General features: G+C 69.0%; 17 protein-coding genes and 2 pseudogenes. 11 read left to right on the plus strand and 8 right to left on the minus strand.

The annotated features are described in order from the left end of the window. Nucleotides 1-64 precede the first annotated feature (64 nt). The 4 genes and pseudogenes from AV521_RS32175 to AV521_RS48785 all read left to right on the plus strand — a co-directional run bounded on the left by AV521_RS32175 (nucleotide 65) and on the right by AV521_RS48785 (nucleotide 4,158). Complete coding sequence (locus tag AV521_RS32175) at nucleotides 65-1,498, plus strand: protein kinase (RefSeq protein WP_179023535.1); 1,434 nt, start codon at nucleotides 65-67, stop codon at nucleotides 1,496-1,498. Nucleotides 1,499-2,342: 844 nt separating this feature from the next. Next, the gene (locus AV521_RS32180; protein ID WP_076093376.1) at nucleotides 2,343-3,632 is read left to right on the plus strand and encodes a phosphatase PAP2 family protein; all 1,290 of its coding nucleotides are present in this window, start codon (nucleotides 2,343-2,345) and stop codon (nucleotides 3,630-3,632) included. Between the two features lie 26 nt (nucleotides 3,633-3,658). Continuing rightward, nucleotides 3,659-3,721, plus strand: a pseudogene (locus AV521_RS51330) (hypothetical protein); the annotation flags it as partial. A gap of 65 nt (nucleotides 3,722-3,786) precedes the next feature. Further along, nucleotides 3,787-4,158: a DUF6461 domain-containing protein gene (locus AV521_RS48785; RefSeq protein ID WP_143658688.1), complete on the plus strand. Its 372-nt coding sequence runs from the start codon at nucleotides 3,787-3,789 to the stop codon at nucleotides 4,156-4,158. Here the strand turns inward: AV521_RS48785 and AV521_RS32190 are convergent. After that, the gene (locus tag AV521_RS32190) at nucleotides 4,133-4,741 is read right to left on the minus strand and encodes a TetR/AcrR family transcriptional regulator (protein WP_076093380.1); all 609 of its coding nucleotides are present in this window, start codon (nucleotides 4,739-4,741) and stop codon (nucleotides 4,133-4,135) included. The two genes, AV521_RS48785 and AV521_RS32190, sit on opposite strands and share 26 nt — an antisense overlap. Before the next feature lie 46 nt (nucleotides 4,742-4,787). On the opposite strand from AV521_RS32190, the gene AV521_RS32195 reads away from it, so the two are divergent. Then, nucleotides 4,788-5,252 carry an SRPBCC family protein gene (locus AV521_RS32195; protein ID WP_076093382.1) on the plus strand — a complete coding sequence of 155 codons (465 nt, stop codon included), beginning with the start codon at nucleotides 4,788-4,790 and terminating at the stop codon, nucleotides 5,250-5,252. A 695-nt stretch (nucleotides 5,253-5,947) separates the two neighbouring features. Here AV521_RS32195 and AV521_RS32205 read toward each other — a convergent pair. Next, on the minus strand, nucleotides 5,948-7,393 hold the full coding sequence (locus tag AV521_RS32205) for a DHA2 family efflux MFS transporter permease subunit (protein WP_076093386.1): 1,446 nt from the start codon (nucleotides 7,391-7,393) through the stop codon (nucleotides 5,948-5,950). Nucleotides 7,394-7,417: 24 nt separating this feature from the next. Between AV521_RS32205 and AV521_RS32210 the strand changes: the two genes are divergently transcribed. Beyond that, nucleotides 7,418-7,894: a MerR family transcriptional regulator gene (locus AV521_RS32210; protein WP_079249503.1), complete on the plus strand. Its 477-nt coding sequence runs from the start codon at nucleotides 7,418-7,420 to the stop codon at nucleotides 7,892-7,894. On the opposite strand, the gene AV521_RS48790 is transcribed toward AV521_RS32210, so the two are convergent. Continuing rightward, nucleotides 7,881-8,069 (minus strand): hypothetical protein, encoded by a 189-nt coding sequence (locus AV521_RS48790; RefSeq protein ID WP_143658689.1) that lies wholly within the window; start codon nucleotides 8,067-8,069, stop codon nucleotides 7,881-7,883. The two genes, AV521_RS32210 and AV521_RS48790, sit on opposite strands and share 14 nt — an antisense overlap. A gap of 314 nt (nucleotides 8,070-8,383) precedes the next feature. On the opposite strand from AV521_RS48790, the gene AV521_RS32215 reads away from it, so the two are divergent. Next, a complete protein-coding gene (locus AV521_RS32215) occupies nucleotides 8,384-9,001 on the plus strand; it encodes a triacylglycerol lipase (RefSeq protein ID WP_256725755.1) in 618 nt (205 codons plus the stop codon). A 187-nt stretch (nucleotides 9,002-9,188) separates the two neighbouring features. Here the strand turns inward: AV521_RS32215 and AV521_RS32220 are convergent, their stop codons facing one another. From AV521_RS32220 to AV521_RS32240, 5 genes are read right to left on the minus strand one after another with little or no spacing between them, the layout of a single operon-like run. Further along, nucleotides 9,189-11,693 (minus strand): acyl-CoA reductase, encoded by a 2,505-nt coding sequence (locus AV521_RS32220; RefSeq protein ID WP_256725756.1) that lies wholly within the window; start codon nucleotides 11,691-11,693, stop codon nucleotides 9,189-9,191. Continuing rightward, entirely contained in the window at nucleotides 11,690-12,856 is a 1,167-nt protein-coding gene (locus tag AV521_RS32225) for an acyl-protein synthase (protein ID WP_076093388.1), read from the minus strand. The genes AV521_RS32220 and AV521_RS32225 overlap by 4 nt, the downstream gene beginning before the upstream one ends. Then, nucleotides 12,853-13,986 (minus strand): GNAT family N-acetyltransferase, encoded by a 1,134-nt coding sequence (locus AV521_RS32230; protein ID WP_076093390.1) that lies wholly within the window; start codon nucleotides 13,984-13,986, stop codon nucleotides 12,853-12,855. Before AV521_RS32230 ends, AV521_RS32225 begins: the two co-directional genes overlap by 4 nt. Then, a complete protein-coding gene (locus AV521_RS32235; protein WP_256725757.1) occupies nucleotides 13,983-15,254 on the minus strand; it encodes an MFS transporter in 1,272 nt (423 codons plus the stop codon). Before AV521_RS32235 ends, AV521_RS32230 begins: the two co-directional genes overlap by 4 nt. Next, the gene (locus AV521_RS32240) at nucleotides 15,251-16,513 is read right to left on the minus strand and encodes a phenylacetate--CoA ligase family protein (RefSeq protein WP_076093542.1); all 1,263 of its coding nucleotides are present in this window, start codon (nucleotides 16,511-16,513) and stop codon (nucleotides 15,251-15,253) included. Before AV521_RS32240 ends, AV521_RS32235 begins: the two co-directional genes overlap by 4 nt. 567 nt (nucleotides 16,514-17,080) lie before the next feature. Between AV521_RS32240 and AV521_RS32245 the strand changes: the two genes are divergently transcribed. The 4 genes and pseudogenes from AV521_RS32245 to AV521_RS32260 all read left to right on the plus strand — a co-directional run. After that, entirely contained in the window at nucleotides 17,081-18,718 is a 1,638-nt protein-coding gene (locus AV521_RS32245; RefSeq protein ID WP_076093391.1) for a sigma-70 family RNA polymerase sigma factor, read from the plus strand. Nucleotides 18,719-19,093: 375 nt separating this feature from the next. Further along, nucleotides 19,094-19,273 (plus strand): hypothetical protein, encoded by a 180-nt coding sequence (locus tag AV521_RS32250; protein ID WP_076093393.1) that lies wholly within the window; start codon nucleotides 19,094-19,096, stop codon nucleotides 19,271-19,273. Between the two features lie 217 nt (nucleotides 19,274-19,490). Continuing rightward, nucleotides 19,491-19,844, plus strand: a complete 354-nt coding sequence (locus tag AV521_RS32255) for an antibiotic biosynthesis monooxygenase (protein WP_076093395.1) — start codon at nucleotides 19,491-19,493, stop codon at nucleotides 19,842-19,844. 86 nt (nucleotides 19,845-19,930) lie between these two features. Next, nucleotides 19,931-20,840: pseudogene (locus tag AV521_RS32260) on the plus strand (transposase); the annotation flags it as partial. Nucleotides 20,841-20,881 lie beyond the last annotated feature (41 nt).

The following is a 20,881-nucleotide window of genomic DNA, read 5'->3' on the forward strand; positions in this document are numbered from 1 at the left end:
TCGAGGTCGCACCGTAAGCTGCGCCGGGGTTCTGATGCACGGGAGGCGTGAAGTGGGGCGGGACATGATCCTTGGTGGCCGGTACGAGCTGGTCGAGAAGCTCGGGCAGGGCGGCATGGGAACGGTCCATCGAGGGGTGGACCGGCAGTTGCGCCGCACCGTCGCGGTGAAGCTGCTCACCTCGGCGTTGGCCCACGATCCGCAGTCGCGAGCCCGTTTCCGGCGCGAGGCACACGCGGCCGCCGCCCTGAACCACCCCGCCGTGGCCACCATCCACGACGTCGGTGAAGAGCCGGATCCGGACGGCCCACGGCCCTACCTGGTCATGGAGTATGTGCAAGGCGCCACGCTCGCCGAGGTCCTGCGCGACGGCCCACTGCCTGTCGCCGACGCCGTGAACGCGGCATGTGCGGTGCTGGACGCGTTGCGGCACAGCCACGAGCGCGGCATCGTGCACAGGGACATCAAGCCCTCGAACATCATGCTCACCGGACCCGACACCGTGAAGGTCCTCGACTTCGGCATCGCCAAGGCGTTCACCGAGACCGCCACCCGCATCACCGGCAGCGGTGCGGCCATAGGCACCCCCGCTTACCTTTCCCCCGAACAGATCAGCGGGGCGGAGATCGACCACAGGGCCGATCTGTACGCGATGGGCTGTCTGCTGCACGAACTGCTGACCGGGCAGCCCCCGTTCCGTGGCGAATCGCCCTTCGCCGTCATGCATCAGCACCTGTTCACCGCACCCGAGCCGGTCTCCCGGCTGAGACCGCAGATATCACCGGCGGTGGAGGCCGTGATCCAGCGTGCCCTCAGCAAGGACCCGAAGGAACGGTTCGCCGATGCCGGGGAGATGCGCGCAGCCCTTGCCGACGCCCTGACACAGAGCTTCATGCCGACGGTCGAGGCCACCACGCCCCGGCCTCCTGCGACGCGGCCCGGCGGCCGAACAACTCTCCGGGACAAGTTCCGTAGCTCACTGCGCCCTTCCACCGACAGCGCTCTGGCCCTGCTCGGATGCCTCCTGTCGCTGCTGTCCGCACATGGCCAACTGGTGGACACCGCTCACTTCGGCTGGGTCGCCATCGCGGCCGGGGCATTGGGCATGGTGGCATTGCCGTGGTCGACACGCCTGTCGTGCGCGGTGGGATGGGGGCCGGTGGCCGAGGCCGTGGCGGTCAACTCCGAACTGCGGCGAGCCGACATCGGCTGGGAGAACTCGTACGTCGCCATCGCCGCCCTGCTGGCACTGGCCGCCGCCTGCTGTCTCATCAGCGTGGTACGCAGCAAGGACCGCGGCATCGGCTCGCTGGTCGCCTTCTGGTTCACTGCCACCGCGTCGATCTGGTACTTCCTCGACGACCTGCACAAGCTCTTCGTCTTCTACCTGCTCCTGTCGGTGGTGGCCATCGCTGCCGCGTCGTGGGAGACCGTCGAACTCGTGCGGCGCCGGGCCGGGGAGAGGCGGGCAGCACCGGAAGGCCGGCCGTCAATGTGACGCCGTCTGGGTGGCTGGCTTACGAACACTTTGACCCGAAACCGAGAATTCAGGGCATGACGGGACCGGTGGACGGCGTCAAGGGCAGTACGCGGGCCGGGGCGATCTTGACCCTATTCGCGGAGGTTTCCGGCCTTATGTGCGCTAAATCCGTTCTACCGTGGTGCATCGACCCCGTGACACCGGTCTGCGCTGGGGCGAGGCGTCCGCGCTGAAGGTGGGGCGCGTCGGCCGGGCCACATCGTCGAGGCATACGCCGAAGACAACGGCAAGCCCTATCTCGACGCCCCCAAAAACCACGAGCGCCGGTCCGTACCGATTCCTCGGTTCCTGCCGATGAGCTGAAGGCGCGTCGGCAGCGGTGCGGCCGGGGGCTGGTATACGCGCATGGTCGTATACGTCCCCAGGCCTCGTCGGCTCCCGGAGCCGCTGCCCCCCCGCACAGGATCGAGAGCCGTGCCGCCGGGGCAATACAACTCGTTCATGTGGAACGCATCCCTCTGGGAGCGCCTCTTTACAGCCGGAACAGTGCATCGCGGGGGGTTGAGGAAGGAGGCCATAGCGGGTCCGGCCGTGGACGCTGAGACATCGGTCCAGGACCGACGGACCTTCGCGTCAACCGCGACCAGCGAAATCAACCCGCGCCGTTCCGTTAGCATGATCCAACCCGCGGCGAGCGCCCTGATCGCCCGTCCTGCACCGGAAAACGAAGCTGTCCGACACGTAGAACGCCTTTTTGAGACATCTAGAAAATCGGCCAAACAAATTGATACCTATAGCATCACGGTTTATTTCGGGAATAAAGTGCAGAATTGACTTCGCCGTGTGGCGTCGACCACGGGTGATGCTGTGGGTGACGGCGGGTGTGGTAGCCCTCGGGTTCCTCATCGCGCTGGAGATCACTGCGCGTCGGTACGGCCTGCCAGGGCCGCTCACCAATCAGGCGCGCGAGGTGGTATTCCCTCCCAAGTCGGGTTTCTTGTTGTACGCCGGTATGGCGTTGCTGATGGTGGTGCTCACCTGGCGACAACGGTTCATCGCAGCCGGCGTCGCGATCGGTATCGATGTCGTCTTCTTGCTGGTTCGGTGGGCGGCCGACATCAAGGTGACCGAAGGCCACCCCTTCGGCAACGGCGCGTTGTGGGTGGTTCTGGGATATGCGGTCATCGCTGTCACGCGCCGCAAGGGCCGGGAACGTGTCCTGCTGCTGAAGGGCGTCGGGATGGCCCTGCTGCTGGTGGCCGGCCGCAAGACCGGAGATACCTGGCTGCTCATCACGTCGAAGACCCGTCCGGCGGTGCTCGACCAGTACGTGGCAACCGTCGATCAGGCGTTGGGCAACCCGTCGTGGCTGGCAGGGCGCGTTGTCAGGGCCACCGGTCCGATCGGCTCCCATATTCTCGACTACATCTACATTCAGCTTGCGGTGGCCGCGGTCGTCGTCGCGATGTACCAGCTGCGGAACGTGGCGGTCGAACGGCGTTTCCCGCGCCACCATCTGGTGCGCACCTTTCTGGTGATCGGCCTGATCGGGCCTGCCATCTATATGGTCTTCCCGGTGGTCGGACCGGTCTTCACCTACAGCGCCGAGGGCGGGCACTGGGCTGCGGCGAACCTGTGGCCGGACACGCCGCCGCCGATCAATATCCCGCACGAGATGCCGTTCGACGAGATCACCCCACGCAACTGCATGCCCAGCCTCCACACAGCATGGGCAACCACGATCTTTATTCATTCCCGCAAGGGTCCACGTATTCTGCGATGTGCAGGCGCTTTCTGGCTGATAGCCACTCTCGGCGCAACGCTGGGATTCGGCTACCACTACGGCGCCGATCTCATCGCAGGCGCGGTGTTCGCCCTCACGGTCGAGGCAGCCATGCGTTCGCTCGCACGTGGCTGGGATCGCTCAGGAACCCGATTGGTCGTCCACGGCACAACGGTCTTCGCCGCACTCCTGGTGTCGTACCGATATCTGCCGATGCAGATGGCCGAACATCCGTGGGTGTTCGGACCACTTCTCATCCTGGCGATGACCTCGGTGATCCACGGCTACATAAGGACCACCAGACGATGGGAACCGAGGATCGCACCAGTGCGGCAACCACAACCTGAATCGCAACCCGAACCGGTTTGAGTCACGGTGTGCGCCGGTGTTCCGCCATGCGTTGGGGGAGCGGGTACGCCCTGACTCTGGTGCGGGGCGTCGTCCACGGGGAGGTGCTGCTGGTGATGGGTGCGGAGCCGAAGGGCACGCACACGGGAGTGGACGCGCTGCGGGTGGGTCCACCGTGCCGGGTGCGGGCGGCGACAGGACGCTTGTCCTGCACGTCGACGGCGGTGTGGAGATGCGGCCGCGCTTCCTGGAGGCCCTGTCGACGGGCGAGCCGTGGTGCATTTCAGCAATACTGGCAAGCCTATTGAAAGGCAGAGGCAACACCCCCGAGGACTTGAACACCGTGATGTGTGAGGTCGGCTTCGCCCTCGCTCTGCCCGAGCGGCTGACCGGTGTGCGGGTGACGGAGAAACCGCTGCGCGATGCGGAATATCGGCTCGGGCACGTGCCGGAGGACCCGGCCGAAGAGTGGACCGGCATCGACGTCGACATCACCGGCGCACCGCCGGAAGCCAACTGCTTCAGTCCGAGCCGTAGTACAGCCTAAGGAACTCCTCCATCGCGGAGTCGACGCCGGCGCGATCGCCGGTGGCCAGCAGATCGAGCAGCAGACCGCGCACGGTGGCGAGCCCTAGCCTGGCGCGGTTGCGGGCCGTAGCAGGGTGCGCCCCGGCGGCCACCTCGGCGGTCACGAGGGGGTCCAGCCAGTCCGTCACGAGCCCTTCGAGGATCGGGGCGGCTTCGGGGCGTCCGCGCAGCGCATGCCCGCAGATCTCGAAGAAGAGGCGCTCCTGACCTGCCAGTCGAGGGTCGGTCAGGTTCTGCCACAGCAGCCGGGCGACATCGGCGGGCGAGAGGCCGGGCTCCAGGCGGAGCCGGGACAGCAGATCGCGCTGGCGCCGTTCAGACGTCCGGACGATCTCGACGAGCAGCTGTTCCTTGGAGCCGAAGTAGTGGATCAGCATGCGGTGACTGACACCGATCGCGGCGCCCAGGCGGCGCAGGCTCAGGTCCGCGATGCCGTGCGCTGCTACGTGATCGACGGCCGCGTCCACCAGTTGGGCGCGACGGTCCCCAGCCGTGCTGTGCGCGGCATCGCCCTTGCGTTGCGGGTTGTCCGTATTCACCACATCACGAGTGTACCAATTGGTACAACTCGCATGTACCGTGTGGTACATGAAGTCTGTCACCGTGTCGATCGACGTACCGCAGACGCCCGAGCAGGTCTACGACTTCCTCGATGTCATGGCTCACCACGAGCGCTTCACCAACCACTACCTGACCGACTGGCGGTACGATGGCCCCGCCCGCGGCATCGGATCGTGCGCCACGGTCACCGCCGCGCTGGGCGGTGTGAAGACCGACGTCGCCATCGAGGTCGTTGAGGCCGAGGCGTCGCGGTGCATCGTGGAACGCAATGTCAGCGCGGCAGGCCGGCGCCTGGCCCACGGCATCTACACCATCGAACCGCTGCCAACCGGCGGTAGCCGCGTCTCGTTCACCTACACCTGGACGCGCGCCCCTCTCGCCGAACGCCTGCTGGCACCGGCCGTCCGTGCCACGATGCAGCGAGCCAATCGCATAGTCATGCGGCGCCTGGCTTCAGAGCTGGCTCATCACGTATCCGCGGCCGGCGCCTGACGAAGGTACGCCTCGATTCTGGAGTCCGTGTCTTCGGTCACGGTCGGAGCTCGATCAGACGCCGCCCCGGTGCTTCCGATGTGCCGCTCGCCATGGGCGCTGAGGAACTCGCGTTCGTCGGTGCACCCTTCGAGCTGCACGCCAACGGCACCAAGCTGGATTGCACCGGTCACGCAGGTCCGTTGGCACTGGCGGCCGATAGCGTCAGTGAGCATGGACAGCGTTGAACTGGCAGAGGCCGTCCAGGACTTCGGTCGCTTGGTGACGCCCTGGTGGAGGAGACTGGCGAGCGCGTGGGTGTCACCGCGGACGGCGAATCGGTGAGCGTGCAACAGCCCCCAGTTGGCGAGGAGGAAGAGGAGCAAGAGTGACGGCGGGTTTCGATCGGGGGTCCCGGAGGCGGCGAAACGTCTCGGGCGGGACCGCAAACGACATGAGTTGTCCGATGACCGCGGGCACGCGCCACAGCACGGCGCGGTGAATCCGCCGTGTCGCCCACCCGCACGTGTACGTGCCCGCCGCCACCAGCGACACCGGTGCAATAGCGACCGGACCCGCCGCCACGCCCCCAGCCGCAGTACCTGCCACGCGACCGCCGCTGCAGCCCCGGCCCGGACCTGGTGCCCAGCGGCGCGGCTCATCCGGCCGGCACGCGACGTCACATCTCTAGGACACCGCGCGCAAGTCCATGCTCATCACTGAGGCCCGACCATCGTGCCCGCGCGTTGGGCCGTGCTGCGTGCCCAAGGGCTGGAACTGACCGCCCCGAGGATCACGATGCCCGCGCCGAGCATGAGGATCATCCACCACACGCCATGCGCCGCTTCGGTGAAGGCCATCCCGTCATGGGCGATCTCCGGGCCGGTGATCGTCCCGGAGATCGCGACGCCCAGCGTCATGCCGGCCTGGCGGCCGGTGGAGGCCAGGGAGCCGGCCAGTCCGGCCATCGAACGGGGCATCCCGGAGATCGCCGAGTTCGTGATCGGCGGGTTGATGGCACCGAGGAAGACGCCGAACAGCAGGTAGATCGATAGCGCGGCCGGGAGGGGAGTGTCCGGCCCGAGGTATAGCGACACGCCGCCGCCCAGGGCCAGGGCGGTCCCGGCTGTCGCCAGCGGCAACAGAGGGCCGCACGCGCCGACCATGCGCCCCGTGAGCGGAGATATCGCCAGGACCGGCAGCCCGACCGGGAGCAGGCACAGCCCCGCCGTCACGGGCGGCAGGCCGCGCACGTCCTGCAGATACTGGGTGGTCACGAACAAGAACGCGCCGAAGCCGCACAGGCCGAACAGCGCCATCACGATCGCCGAACTGAACGGCACGCTGCGCAAGAGACGCAGTTCCAGGAGTGGGTCGGCGCGGCGCGGTTCGTAGCCGAGGATGCCCGCCACGCCGAGCGCGGCGACAGCGAGCAGCCCGATGATGACCGGCGAGGTCCAGCCGAGCGACCTGGACTCGATGATCGCGTACACGACACTGCCCAGGACCAGGACCATCAGGGCCTGCCCGACAGGGTCGAACCGGCGTGCCCGGGCCGCGCGGGACTCGGGCACGAACAGCGCCGCGCACACGATCGCCACGGCCACGATCGGGACGTTGATCCAGAAGACCGACCGCCAGCCGAAGGCGTCGACCAACCCTCCGCCGAGGATCGGGCCAAGGGCCAGCGCCAGCCCGGACATCGAGGCGAAGACCCCGATGGCCCGCGCCCGTTCGGCGGCACCGGTGAACGTGTTCGCGACGATCGCCATGGCCACTGGGTTGAGCATGGTCCCGCCGACCGCTTGCAGCACGCGCGCCGCGATCAGCCAGCCGATGCCCGGCGCCAGTCCGCACAGCAGTGACCCGAGGCCGAAGGCCGCGAGACCGGCCTGGAAGACACGGCGCCGGCCGATCCGGTCGGCGGTGGAACCGGCCAGCACGAGGAACCCGGCCAGCACCAGGGTGTAGGCGTCGACCGTCCACTGCAGGCCGGACTCCGAGGCATGCAGGTCGCGGCCCATGGTGGGGAGCGCGACGTTGACGATAGAAATGTCCATGACGACCACGACGATGCTGATGCAACAGACCGCGAGCACCAGGGACTTGCGGCGCGGGCTCAGTCCGGCGGCCGCGGGCGGGGAGAGCACTGATGAACTCATGGCCACGACGCTAGAATTTAGAGCGTGCTCGAAATCAAATCGCAGCCAGAATCCGACGCCGTCGAGCCGAAGGCGGACCACGGCGCCGTGCCCGCGGCAGGTCTGACCATCGCCGAGGCGGCCCGCCGGACCGGGGTGAGCGTGCACACGCTTCGGTACTACGAGCGCGCAGGCCTGGTCATCAGCCCGGTCGACCGCACGAGCGGCGGCCGCCGCCGGTACCGGGAACTCGACCTCAAGTGGATCACCATCTGCACCAAGCTGCGCGCCACCGGTATGCCCATCAGAGGTATCCGCGAGTACGCCGAACTGGTCGCCGCGGGATCGGGCAACGAGGCGGAACGGCTCGCCCTCCTGGAAGCCCACCGGGCCGAGATCTTGACCAGACTCGCGGAGATCCAGGAGAACCTGAAAATGATCGACCGCAAGATTGAGGTCTACCGAGGAAGCCTGGCCGCGGGCGAGGCCGATCAACTCTGGGCACCGGTCAGTCCCCGTTGAGCAGCGCGCAGGACGGCAGGTCGCGGACCTCGATCGGGGCGGCAAGCGCGTCACCCCTGGCTGTGCAGCAGCCGTCTCCGTGCGCGAGCGCGGTGAGCCGCTGATCGATGTCCGTAGGAGGCCACTCCAGCGTGAAGGCGTGCTGGAGTGAGGGTCTCGGCTGAGCGGAGGGCACGTAGCAGTGCCGTGCGTCGGCGTCACGTCAACGCAGGTGGCGGTCCCGGGTCTGAACCTGCGCGGGGTGGTCGCGATGGTTTGAGTTGTCTGGCGTGAAATACCACAGCGGTCCGTAGACGCAGAGACACCTGACGTGAAGTCAAGTCTCTTGAAACAGGGATGTTCTTTTTCGCCGTTGGCCCTCATCATGTGGCCACCGCCACAGCTGACGAGACGCCAGGAGGCGCTGTGCTACGCCTGCATGCCCGAGCGCGAGTTCTCTCCTGTGTCATCGCTGTGCTGCTTTGCTCGGCGACACCCGTATCGGCGGCCGTGCAGGACGAGGGCACGGACAGTGAGGTCACACCAGTCATCCTCGTGCACGGCTACAACGCGGACCCCGGAGTGTGGGGTTCATTCCGGGCTGCGCTGCTCTCGTCCGGGTACAGGGACAAGGACGTGTTCGCCTGGGGCTACGACACCAGCCAGTCCGTGAACGAAACGCTCTCCGGCCGCTTCGGCGCGTACGTCGCTCAGGTCCGGGCGCAGACGGGCGCCTGGAAAGTCGACATCGTGGCCCACTCCTTCGGCAGTCTCGTCACCCGTTGGTACATCAAGTACGGGGGCGGCACCGCGACCGTGGACCACTGGGCGTCGCTGGGCGGCCCCAACCACGGGACCAGCACTGCCTGGGCCTGCGCGCTGTGGTCGCAGGCGTGCAGGGACATGACGCCCGGGTCGTACGTGCAGACCCAGCTGGCCGAGGGCGACGAGACGCCCGGCGAGGTCCGCTACGGAACCTGGTGGTCGAACTGCGACGAGGTCATCAACCCGGACAGCAGCGTGCTCCTGAACGGGGCCGACAACCACGCGGCGGGCTGCCTGGCCCACAACGCCCTGCTCACCGATGAGACCGTCTCGCAGCAGGTCCGGGCCTTCCTACGCGGCTGAGGCCCGACGACGCTCTGAAAAGGCATCGCGACGCGGGCCAAAAGGGGGGGAAGACCTCGGCGCAGACGTCGGCGGCCAGGTGGAGTTCGCTGCCCGGCCTGCCGCGTGAGCGGCCGAGGCCCCTGATCGGCATCGGAAGCGAGAGCAACTCCACCCGCCCGCACCTTCGATGGCGAGGTTCTGCCTCTCAGCGCAGGTCGACGACCGTGCGAAGCTTCCCGCTGATGGGAGTGCGCTCGAAGGTCTCCCTCCGTACGCTCTGCACGGCAAGCGAAAGCAGGCCCTCATCCACCGCTGAGGCCACCTCCGGAACCTCGGTGGTGACCTCCGTGCGTACGAGGTCGGGGTCGGGGGCGTACTGCTCGTCGAGCCGGACCGTCAGCCGTTCCCGGTCGGTGCCGGGTGCCACCGACAGCTGCACCTCGCCGTGATACGCGAGCCGCTCCTCCAACGCCCGGACAATGCGCCGGTAGTTGACGAAGTACGTGCCCACGCGCACCACATCGCCGTAGCGCCCGAGCAGTTCCAGGCGTGGCACGGTGCTGCCGCAGGCACAGGTGCCCCCCACCGCACGTCCCAGATCACCGATCTCGTAGCGCTCCAGGCGCTGACCGGCCCGGGCCCGGGAGGTGAACACCAGCCGTCCCGGTTCACCCGGAGCCACCGGCCGGTCCTCCTGCGGATCCAGGATCTCCAGTGTGTGCAGGTCGGTCAGCACATGGTGGACCGAGCCGTCGGAGGACGCGCACTGGTAGCCCAGAGGGCCGAGGTCGGTGCTGCCGTAGGCCGCGGAACGGATCACCCTCACCCCGAAGTCCTCGGTGAGCACCCGGCGTTGTTCGGCGGTGAAGTGCTCGCCGCCGTAGAAGACCTGGCGGATGCCGCCGTAGGCGCGCAGCCGGTCGGACTCGGCGTGCAGCAGCTGCCACAGGTAGGACGGCATACCGAAGAGGGTGTCGGCCCGGTGGGCGATCAGTGCCTCGGCGACCATGGCGTGGTCGGGGCCCGCGGCGATCGGGAACTGCGTGGCGTTCAGCCGTTCCAGGATGGAGAAGAAGCTGATGAAGCTTCCGTACATGCCGCCGCTGTAGAAGAGGTTGGCCGCCCGGTCCCGTGCCGGGTCGAAGCCGGCCGCGAGCAGGCCGTCCGCCGCGGCGCGCATCTGGTTGTCGTAGTCGTCGCAGGTGAACACCGACAGCGCGGGTGCGCCCGTGGAGCCTCCGCTGCGGAAGTACAGGTGTGCGTGGCGCGGGTCCAAGGTGGCGAGCGCGCGCTGCACGCCCTCCTTGCCAAGGAGCGGCGCGTCCGGCGCCGGGGGCAGCACCGGCGGCGCCACCAGGTCGTCCAGACAGGGCACCGTACGGAAGTCGGCGTCCGTGGCGCGCACGCTCACCCTGCGGCTGTAGCGCTGCAACGCGTAGACGCCGTCGTGCGGTTCGCCCTCATAGCTGTCCAGCATGGAGCCGACCGGGGTGACGCGGGTGACGCCCGCTGCGAACATTGCGCGGGAGAGCTCGGCCACCTCCGCACGGTCGCCGCCGATCGCAGCAGTCTGCAGATAGCGGCGCATGGGCCGCAGGGTCGCGGTGATCGCGTGCCGGGGAAGCGGCTTGACCCAGACGCTGCGGTGCAGCGGGGAGGCGTCGAGCGCGGCACGCGTGTCGGCCAGGACCCGCCAGGAGCCGTCCTCGGCGGCGAACACACGGGTGAGGCCCAGGTGTTGTTCGAGCTGGGCAAGCTGCTGCACCGTAGTGATCTCCGCCTGCTCGGCGGGATCCGGCGCAGGCGCCTGATGCCGGTCGGACACCTTCGCCAGCCGTTCGGCGAACCGGCCGGCGAACGCGAAGAGTTCCTCGGTGTCTTCGGCGTCGAGATACACCACCTGCGGGCTGGAACACGCCTGCTGTTCGTAGCGGCAGACGTCTTCGGCGAGCGCGTCGAGCACCCCGTCCTCGGACGAGGCCCGCCGGGTCAGGTAGGCGAAGGAGATCCGGTGGCCCCACTCGACCAAGCGGCAACCGGGCTGGGCCAGTTCGCCCGCCGCGCGCACCGCGTCCTCGCCGCCCCACACCGCGATCGCGTCCGCCGGCCCGCAGACCGCTTCCAGCCACTCACCGCGCGCGGAGGAGAAACGCAGGGCGACGACGCGCTCGGCGATCAGCCCGGAAGGGTCGGCCGCACCGAGCGCGGCGAGCAGGTCGAGGGCGAGGGAGGAGTCGGAGCTGCTGGTCTTCAGCACGTTGAGGTTGCCGGCCAGCAGCCCCTCCACGACGCTCAGCGGTGCCACGGCCGCGGCGTTGCCCGGCGCGATGTGCACCAGCAGGCCGACAGGGGCCCACGCCTCGTACACCGTCTCGCGGGCGTCCGGCCGGGTCAGCCGTTCCGGACGCAGTCCGCCCAGCTCCCGCCGCAGTTTGCGCTCCAGCGCCTCCCGGGTGAGTGCGCTGGCCAGCTCGGCCAGCACGGCCGGGGCCTCGTCCGCGGGCAGTTGCCCGGCCAGCCGGCCGTACAGGGCGGAGGCGGGATCGACCAGGTCACGGCTGACCGCGGCACAGGCGCCGAGCACCACGTCGGTGGGCAGGGGACGGCTCAGGACCTGCCCGGCCAGCTTGGGCAGAGCGGCGAGCCGCCGGCCCGCCTCGGCGTCGTCGACGAACTCGCCCTGCCAGAGGTGGAGTACGGGGGTGATCACGACATTCCCTTCATCAGTTCGGCGGCGGCGACCGCGCAGCTGCGGTTGCGGCTCACTCCGGCCCGGCCGTGCACGGTGAACCAGTCGGTGGACAGCGGACAGGGACACTCCTCGCCGGGGTGCAGCGACGCGAGGTCGCCCATCACCACGCTCTGCGCGGGCACCGAGGTGATGTAGGGGCTGACCAGGTGCAGGAAGCCACGATCGCCGTACGGCAGTGGGCGCAGCGTCCCGGTGTCACGGACGGCCGCCCGCGACCACACCGGCACGTGCAGCCGGTGCTGGGCACACTCGATGTACGGCACGCAGTGCTCGACGGAGCCGAACGTGTCGCGGACACGCTCCGCGGGAATCCCGAGGCGGTCGGTGACCTCCGCGTAGAAGGCGTCCTTGCCGATCTGCCGGTCGGCGTGACCCTTCCAGCCGCCGCCGAGCACCACCAGCGATCCCTCGGGCAGCCGCAGCGGCGGCAGCCCCATCGCCCGCATCCGCTCCAGGGTGAAGTACAGGAACGCGGGGAAGCCCAGGATGCGGACCGGCACGTCGTCCTCTGCGTAGCGCTGCAACGCCGCGATACAGCCGTTCACGTCGAACTCGTGGCCGCTGCCGGTGTGCCGCAGGGCGTGCGTGGTGTGCCGGGCCGGGGCGAAGTCGCACAGATAGTTGTCGGTGAACGACGTGCCCAGTTTCAGCGCCGGAGCAGGCTCGTAGCTGTAGAGCAGGTAGTTGACCGGCTGCTCGGGGGTGATCCAGCCGTAGTGGTCGAAGATCCGGGCCACCATGCGCTGCGCCGAGCGGATGGTCCATTCGTCGAAGAACATCTGTGACTTCTGGCCCGTGGTGCCCGAGGACGTCAGATGCAGGAACACCTCGTCGCGCGGGATCGAGAGCACCTCATGACGCTTGAAGAAGGCGGCGGGCACCAGCGGGGTGCGCACGCCGACGCCGATCGTGGGAGCGGGTGCTTCGGCCGGGTCCTCGAACAGGGCGGCGAAGAACGGGGAGCGGCGGGCGTGCCAGGCGTTGGCCTCCGCCATCGCGGAGGCGAACAGAGCGTCGACGTCGGGGCCGTCGGCGTACGGCGCCGCCAGGTCGCACAGGCGCTGCACCTGACCGAGCGCCGCCGGGTCGGGGACCTCGACGGGAGCGAGATGGGGTTTCATCGGGACACCTCGTGAAGGGGCAGGTAGGTGGTGGTCCAGGCACTCAGGTAGGCACCGAGGTACGGCTGGAGCAGCGGGCTGACAGTGGTCGTGCGGAAGTCGATCTGACGGCTGGTGCGCGAGAGCACGACGTAGTCGTGGAGCCGGTCGTCGATGCGGCGCATCGCGGGATAGATCGCGCTCGGTACGAATCCCGAGGCGAGGAACACCTCCAGCGCCTCGGTGTCGGCCAGCGGCAGCAGCGCTTCGACATAGTCGGCGCCGGCCCGTGTGACCGACGCGATCATCGCCTCCAGCGTCCCCGCCACCGCGGAAGGACGCGGATGGACCGCGACCAGTGCGCAACTGCCCGCCACGGCATCGAGGTCGGCGTACGCCTCGAAACGGCCGTCGGCAGCCACCAGGACCGCGTTGGGTGTGTGCAGCGGGAAGAAACGGTCGTCCGGCGCGGGGAACAGCTCCAGGAAGCGCCGCCGCACGAAGGCCGGGGCCGCGATCAGCTCGATCGGTTCTGTGTCCGTGGCGGCCGCCGCACCGCGGCAGGGGGCAGGTCGAGTGTGGGTGTAGCCGATGCCGACGCCGTGGGAAGCGGCGGACAACAGTGCCGACAGCCGCTCGGGCACGCTCGCCACGGGTTCGCGGCGCTCCAGCACACCGTCGGCGTAGCGGGCGAACAGGGCGAGTGTCTCGCAGCCTTCGACCTCTACGGCGTTCGGGAGCAGGCCGAGCGGCCGGAATCCGTTGCGTACGACGACCTGCTGCGGACCTTCGGTGACCAGGCGGACGGTGGCATACACCGAGTCCAGCAGGCCCGTGGCGAAGGCTTCGTCGCAGACCGCCCCGGTCAGCCGGGAGGCCAGACCGCCGCCGCGATGGCCCGGGTGCACCGCGAGGCCGACCAGTTTGCCGATTCGGCTGCCCGGTTCGGTCAGGACGACCGCGGAACCGACCAGGTCGCCCGCGTGGGCGCGGGCGGTGAGCCAGTGCGCGGTGCCGTCGCTGATCAGCCGACGCATGACCACCGGGTCGCTGCCGAGAGGCACCGGGTACCCGTGCCCGTACACCTCGAAGTACAACTGCCGCAGCTCGGCGATGTCCTGGACGGACGCGGGGGAGAGGACGGCGTTCATGAGGCCTCTCCCGCGGGTACCGGCACCGGCGCGTCCGGCGTGTGCTGCTCGGTGGCGTGCGCGCGGCTGCCGAGCCGCCACAGCGCCAGCGCGACCGGCACGAGCCCCGCGCCCTGCGCCAGGCACAGCGTTGTGGCCGTCAGATGGTCGCCCAGCGCGCCGAACACCAGCGAGGCCACGGGGAACGTGGCGCCCAGCACGGCCTGCATGACCGCGAAAAAGGCGGGTTTGTCGTCGGCGGGCACCATCCGCTGGCACAGCGCCACGAACCGCACACCGATCACACCGAGGCACCAGCCGATGACGGCCATCGAGACGACAGCCACCGCGTGACCGGCGAACAGACCTGGCAGACCGAAGGCCGCGGCCATCACCATCAGGCACACGCTGCAGACGGTGACCGGACGACCGGGCAGACGCCCGCCGGTGAACGAGCCGAGCAGGGTGCCCGCACCCAGGGCCGCCTCCAGTGAGGCGACGGTCGAGCCGGTCGCGTGCAGTACCTCCTGGGTGTACAGCGGCATCACGACGTAGACCGCGGTGGTGAAGACGTTGGCGGCGGCGAAGCAGACCAGTACACGACGGATGAACGGCAGACCGGCCAGAACCCGGCGCAGCGTGCGCCGCTCGGGGGCCGGGCCGTCTCCGGCCCCACCGTGCGGGAAGCGCGTGGAGCCGATCAGCAGACCGGCGAGCAGGTACGCGGCGCCGCAGGTGGCGGTGACGCCGGTCAGTGCGCCCGCGTCGACCACAAGGGGGCCTAGCAATCCCCCGCAGAGTCCGGCGACGGACTGGGTGGACAGTTCGAACCCGGTGGCGGACTCGATGTCGGCGTCCTCGACGAGTTCCGGCACCGAGGTGGTCAGACAGGGATCGAACACCGCCTGACAGCCGGCCAGCACCAGCCCCACCGCGTAGGCGGCGGCCATGGGCAGGGCTCCGGCGAAGGACAGGGCGGCGGCCGTCATGGCCACCGCACCCGCCGCGGTCGCCGCGCTCGCCAGCACCGTGCGGTGGGCGTGCCGTGCGACGATGCGGGCGATCACCGGGGCGAGTGCCACCGCGGGCACGGTGCTCACCATGAGGAACAGGCCCGAGTCGAGCCCGCGGTGCTCGCCGCCCGCGAACCCGACGAGCCACCAGACCGCGCCGACCTGGAACATGCGGCTCGCTGCCTGCGTGAGGAGCTGACCGGCCCAGACCCGGCCGAACGACGGATTGCGCAGGACGAGCGGCAGACGCCGGGCGCGCGCAGACGCCGCGCTCACGTGTGCGGCCGTTCGTCGACGACCCGGATGAGCTTGCCCGAGCGGGAGTTGACCGCGAGATCCTGGTGGCGCACCCATTCGACGCCGATCGGGTTCACGTGCCCGGAGATGGTCGCGCTCGCGTAGAAGGGCCGCTCGGCGAGGACCGCCGCGACGACGGTCTCCTCCAACGCGGCAGGCGGCTTCCCGGGATCGGCCACCGCGAGCCGCAGCACCAGGCCGTCCCGGCCGTCCCGGCGCCGCACCACGAGCTGCACACCGGTCACTTCGCCGCGGCTGTCAGCGGCTGTGACGACGTCATGGACGTCCTCGGTGTAGAGGGAGACAGGGCCGACCCGCACGCCTTCCTCGGCGCGCCCGAGGATACGGAAGACACCCGCGTCCCGGTCCACCCACTCGGCCCGGTCGCCCGCCGGATAGCGGAGCACGGGCATGAGCCGCCTACGGAGATCGGTGACGACCAGCCGCCCCGGCATGCCGTTGCCGTCGACGGGTTCGTCGGTCTCGTCACGGAGGATCTCGACCATGGTCTGCGGTGTGAACGCGCGGTGCACGCGCGGATCCCCGCCGGGCACGGCCTCGCCGAGGAGCCCCGCGTCGACGCTCGCATAGCCCAGGGAGCGTGGCTCGGCATTCGGGAACGCCTGCCGGAGCAGCGGGAGTTGGTCTCCGAAGAGGCATTCCCCGCCGAAGAAGAGCAGCTCCACGTCCGGCAGGCTCCGGTTCGCGCCGGCCAGGCGTTCGGCCAGCGAGCACAGTGTGGTCGGGGTGCCCGCGACGACCTGGACCCGGAACTCCTCCAGGGTCGCAGCGGTGGATTCCCAGGGCGTCGCGCCGCCGATGGGCAGGCGGACGTTGGCCACGGGGGAGCGGTGCAAGGAGTCGAGGACGAAGCTGAAGCTCGCATACAGGTCGCCCGCGTAGAAGAGATCCGCCACCCGGTGACCGGGCTGCAGCCCGGCGCGGACGAGCCCTGCGCCGAACGCGGCGGTGAATTCACGCCATTCGGTGCGGGTGTAGTAGGAGAACTTCGGCGAGCCCGTGGTTCCGCCGCTGCGGAATACGACCGCTTCGTTCAAGGGGGCGGTCAGCAGCCGGTTGTCGCGGGGCGCGTTGGCCCGCCAGAAATCGGCCTGGGGCACCACCGGGAGATCCGTGAGACGAGTCACGTGAGTGTCGAGGTGGGCGTAAAGCTCGCGGTAGAAAGGTGAGTTGTGCCGGGCGAAACGTATGAGTTCCGCAATTGGTTGAACGGGCATCAATTCCTGCTCGAAGGCGTGGGCCGCCGGCACGGGAAAGCCGGCAGAGTGCGACGGGAAGGGCTCACTGACGTGGACTTCGTTCGCTGAATGTGTGAAAGGGCGGACGCTCGTGGCGAGCGGGTGCCCGGAGACGAGTTTATCTCACCATTCGGAACGGTCTTGCGCCAACCGGCCATCCGCGGATGGCTGATTGAGACGTCGCGGACGGTTTATGCGGACCCGCGGTTCCAGGGGCGCCGGAGATGGTGATCACATCCAATGTGTCACCTATAACCGCTCTTTGAGGATGGCTCAAGGAAGCCTTATGGAAGGCCGGTTCCTGTCGATCCGTGCCATGGCTTGAATGTGCCTCCATCCGCTCCATCGGTCTGATCCAAAAGAACGGGAAAAACCAGGGACCCGTCGTCGTGCTCGGCCGCTGGGGGCGACGGCGTCGTGCGTCACCCGAGCAGTGGTCCCCGGGCCGACCGGATTCACTGTCGAAGAAGTGTTATCCGGGGTGCGTCGAGAGGTCTCCCAGGTGTCGGACACAATCGTGCGGACTCGAGGACAGGAAGCATGGGTATGAGCACGCAGGACGCGATGGAGACGGCAGCACTGGTCACGGCCGCCCGAGAGGGCGACACGCAGGCACAGGACGCCTTGGTCAACGCGTACCTCACCCTGGTCTACAACATCGTGGGCCGGGCGCTGAACGGCTCGGTGGATGTCGACGACGTGGTGCAGGAGACCATGCTGCGGGCCCTGGACGGGCTGGGCGGACTGCGCACTCCCGAGCGTTTCCGCTCCTGGCTGGTGGCCATCGCCATGAACCAGGTCCGCGAACACCGGCAGAATCGTCTCTCCGCCCCGGGCGGGGTGGAGGAGGCCGAGGACCTGGCCGATCCGGGTGCCGACTTCGTCGATCTGACCGTCGTCCAGCTCCAGCTCACGGGGCAGCGCCTGGAGACGGCACGGGCGACACGCTGGCTGGAGCCCGACGACCAGGAACTGCTGTCCCTGTGGTGGCTGGAGTGCGCCGGCGAGCTCACGCGGACCGAGGTCGCCGCGGCTCTGGAGCTCTCGCCCCAGCACGCAGCGGTCCGGGTCCAGCGGATGAAGGCACAGCTGGAGGCAGCCCGCGTGGTGGTACGAGCGCTCGACGCACGCCCGCGATGCGAGGAACTCCGGATCGTGCTGGCCTCCTGGGACGGCAGGCCCTCGGCTCTGTGGCGCAAGCGAATAGCCCGGCACGCGCGCGGCTGCACGCGCTGCAATGGGCTGTGGAGCGGACTGATGCCCGCAGAGGGGCTGCTTGCCGGTCTGGCCCTGATCGCGGCGTCACCCGCACTGCTTGCCGCGGTTTCTTCTGGTCCGGGAAAGCTTGCCCTGGCTGGGGCTACGGCACGGCTCGACATCCCGGGGGGTGGCGCAGGATCGGGATCGGGCGTGGGCACCGGACGGCGAGACGTACGGGACCGGACCGGCTCACGCAGTCAGTCCCGTCGGCGTCGGCGTATGCGCCGACGGGCCGTCGGTGGCGCCGTCGTCGCGGCCTGCGTGGCAGGAGGCGGTCTGTGGTACGCCGGTATCGACTCCGGCGCCGACCCCGCGAACGCCGAGCGAAGTGCAGCTGCCCCCGTCCGGGACCTCTCCACGGCCGAAGCCGAGAACGGATCGCCGTCGCCCTCGCTTTCTCCGTCCCCGTCCGTGACGAAACCGAAGAAGGCCGGCGCCGCGAAGTCAGCAAGCCCTTCCCAGAGGAGCACACCCACAGTCCCGAAATCCGCCCGCCGGACTCCTTCCACAGCCAGCACACCGCAGACGCAGCCGGATCCGACCGGGGTTGCCGACCAGGTCGTCGCGCTGGTGAACAAGGAGCGGTCAGCCGCCGGCTGCAGCTCGCTCACCGAGAACCCGCAACTGCAAAAGGCGGCCCAGGGTCACTCCGACGACATGGCCGCACGCCACTTCTTCGACCACACCAACCCGGACGGCGCGGATCCCGGGCAGCGCATCACCGCCGCCGGCTACCAGTGGTCCACATATGGCGAGAACATCGCCCAGGGCCAGCAGACCGCCGCAGCCGTCATGCAGTCCTGGATGAACAGCCCGGGCCACCGGGCGAACATCCTCAACTGCTCCTTCAGGGACATCGGTGTCGGTGTGCACAAGGGGGAGGGCGGTCCCTGGTGGACGCAGGACTTCGGCGCGAAGATGTGACGCACCTTCGATGCGGCCTCGGTACGGCCGGAATCGCTGGGCCGGTGCCGGTGCCGGTGGCGGTGGCGGTGGCGTGGGCGGTGGCGGTGGCGTGGGCCGGTCGTGGGGCCGGCCGGCCCGGCCTCCCGCGTCAGTCGAGGAACTCGATGCGGGCGGCAAGCGCGGCACCTGGAGAGGCACGTCAAGGCCGCGGCGTCCCCCAGGACGGATGCCGCGGTCTGCCGGGGAGCACAGCGTCGTGCTGAACGGCCGTCAGCCGTGCGAGGCCCGGCTCCGGTTCCTCAGCACGCTCGGCCGCCCGGTCGGCGAGCACGACGGTGGCGAGCGCTCCCGGTGCACCGGTCGGACCGAACCGCTCCGGGAGGGCGGGAGCGCATGACAGAACCCGACCCCTCGGACGTCGCGCTCGAACTCGAACGACTCCACGGCGTAGTCGAAACCGGATTCGCCCACAACCACCGACGCCTCGACGTCCTCGTCCACCAAAGCGATCAGACTGACAAACGCCCCGACGACTACGAACAGCGTTCCACCGTGCTGGAGCGAGCCCCCTGACCTCTGCCCAGCATCGCCGTACTGGTTGCAGCCGCTGGACTCGCCCTCTCCCTGTGGTACGCCGTCGCGGCTCGACAGCCCCTTTCGGCTCGCGTACCACCGTCAGGTTGCCGTAGAACGGCAGCTCGGAGACTCTTGGTCAAGAGCTGGACCCCTAATGCATCCCGTTTGGGCAAGGCTCTGGATCGTTGGCCGTGTCCTGCCTCAAAGTGGCGACATGAGCGATCACTCCGAAGCGCCTGTCGCGCCCGTTGAAGCCTTTGAACCCCCCTACTACGTCGCTGTCTTCACTTCGCTGCATGCCGAGGACCAGAGCGGCTACGGCGAGACCGCCGCACGCATGGAGGAGCTGGTGAAGGACGTCCCCGGGTTCCTGGGGATGGACCTCGCGCAGACTCCCGGTGGGTTGTCCATCACGGTCGGGTACTTCCGCGACGCCGACGCCCTCACGGAGTGGCGGAGCAACGCCGAGCACCGCGCGGCGCAGAAGCGCGGGCGAGCTGAGTGGTACCAGAGCTACACGCTGCATGTCGCGAAGGTGGAGCGGAGTCATGGGTTCAAGCGCACGTAAGAGCCCGCATCGGCTCGATGCCGACGACGGGCTCAGTCTCGTCGCTGCCCACCGCGGCGCAGGCTTATGTGGGAATCAAGCACTCTCGCAGGCCGCGGGCGGTGCATGATCCGGGCAAGGTTCTGCTGGATGTGGCGCTCGGGTCGCGCTGGGCGGGAAAAGTCTGGCGGACGTTGGCATGCTGCGGGCCGAGCCGTCGTCGGGGTTCGGGCCGGTGGCCTCCGATCCGACGGTGCCCCGGCTGGTCGACACGGTGGTAGCGGGCGGGAAGCGTGCGCCGCTGACCGCGCTGCGGCAGGCTCGCGCTCAAGTCCATGAAGATGTATGGACGTTGGCCGGTGACGCTGCAACGGAGGAGGCCGGGCGGGTGGCCGTGGACCGGGACGGAGTGCTCGTGATTGCGCATTCCGTGAAGCAGGATGCGGCCGCGACTTGGGACAAGACCTTCGGTCACCATCCGCTGATGGGGTTCGTCGACCACGGCCGGGGCGGATCCGGGGAGCCGGTTGCCGCCCTGCTCAGGCCAGGAACGCGGGCAGCGATACCGCCGCAGACCATGTCGACGCCTTCCGGCTCGCTCTGAAGCAGCTGCCGAAGGAGTACCGACGGGGACGGCAGCCGCTCATCCTTACCGACTGTCGCCGATGCCATCCACCAGGCCGTGATCAAGTTTCCGGCATCAGCGTGGACGCCGGCTGTCGAGCCGGACGGCGAGATCCGCGACGGGGCCTGGGCCGCCGAACGCGACAGTGACTGCCTGACCGGCTGGCCCAAGGGAACGCGGCTGACCGTCCGCGAGGAACGTCCGCACCCCGGCGCCCAGTTGCGCTTCGCCGACGCTGATGGCATGCGCCTCACGGCGTTCGCCACCAACACCAAGGACGTCTCCATCACCGCGCTTGAACTGCGGCACTGCCAGCGCGCGAGGACCGCGTCCGCGCTGCCCGCGACACCGGCCTGCGCGACCTCCCCTGCACGACATCGCACAGAACTAGGGCCTGTCCGGCGAACAGGTTGCAGGACATAGGCGGCACCTT

Origin of the sequence: Streptomyces sp. IMTB 2501 (genome assembly GCF_001953885.1) — a bacterium.
In the GTDB taxonomy this organism is placed as follows: Bacteria; Actinomycetota; Actinomycetes; order Streptomycetales; family Streptomycetaceae; genus Streptomyces.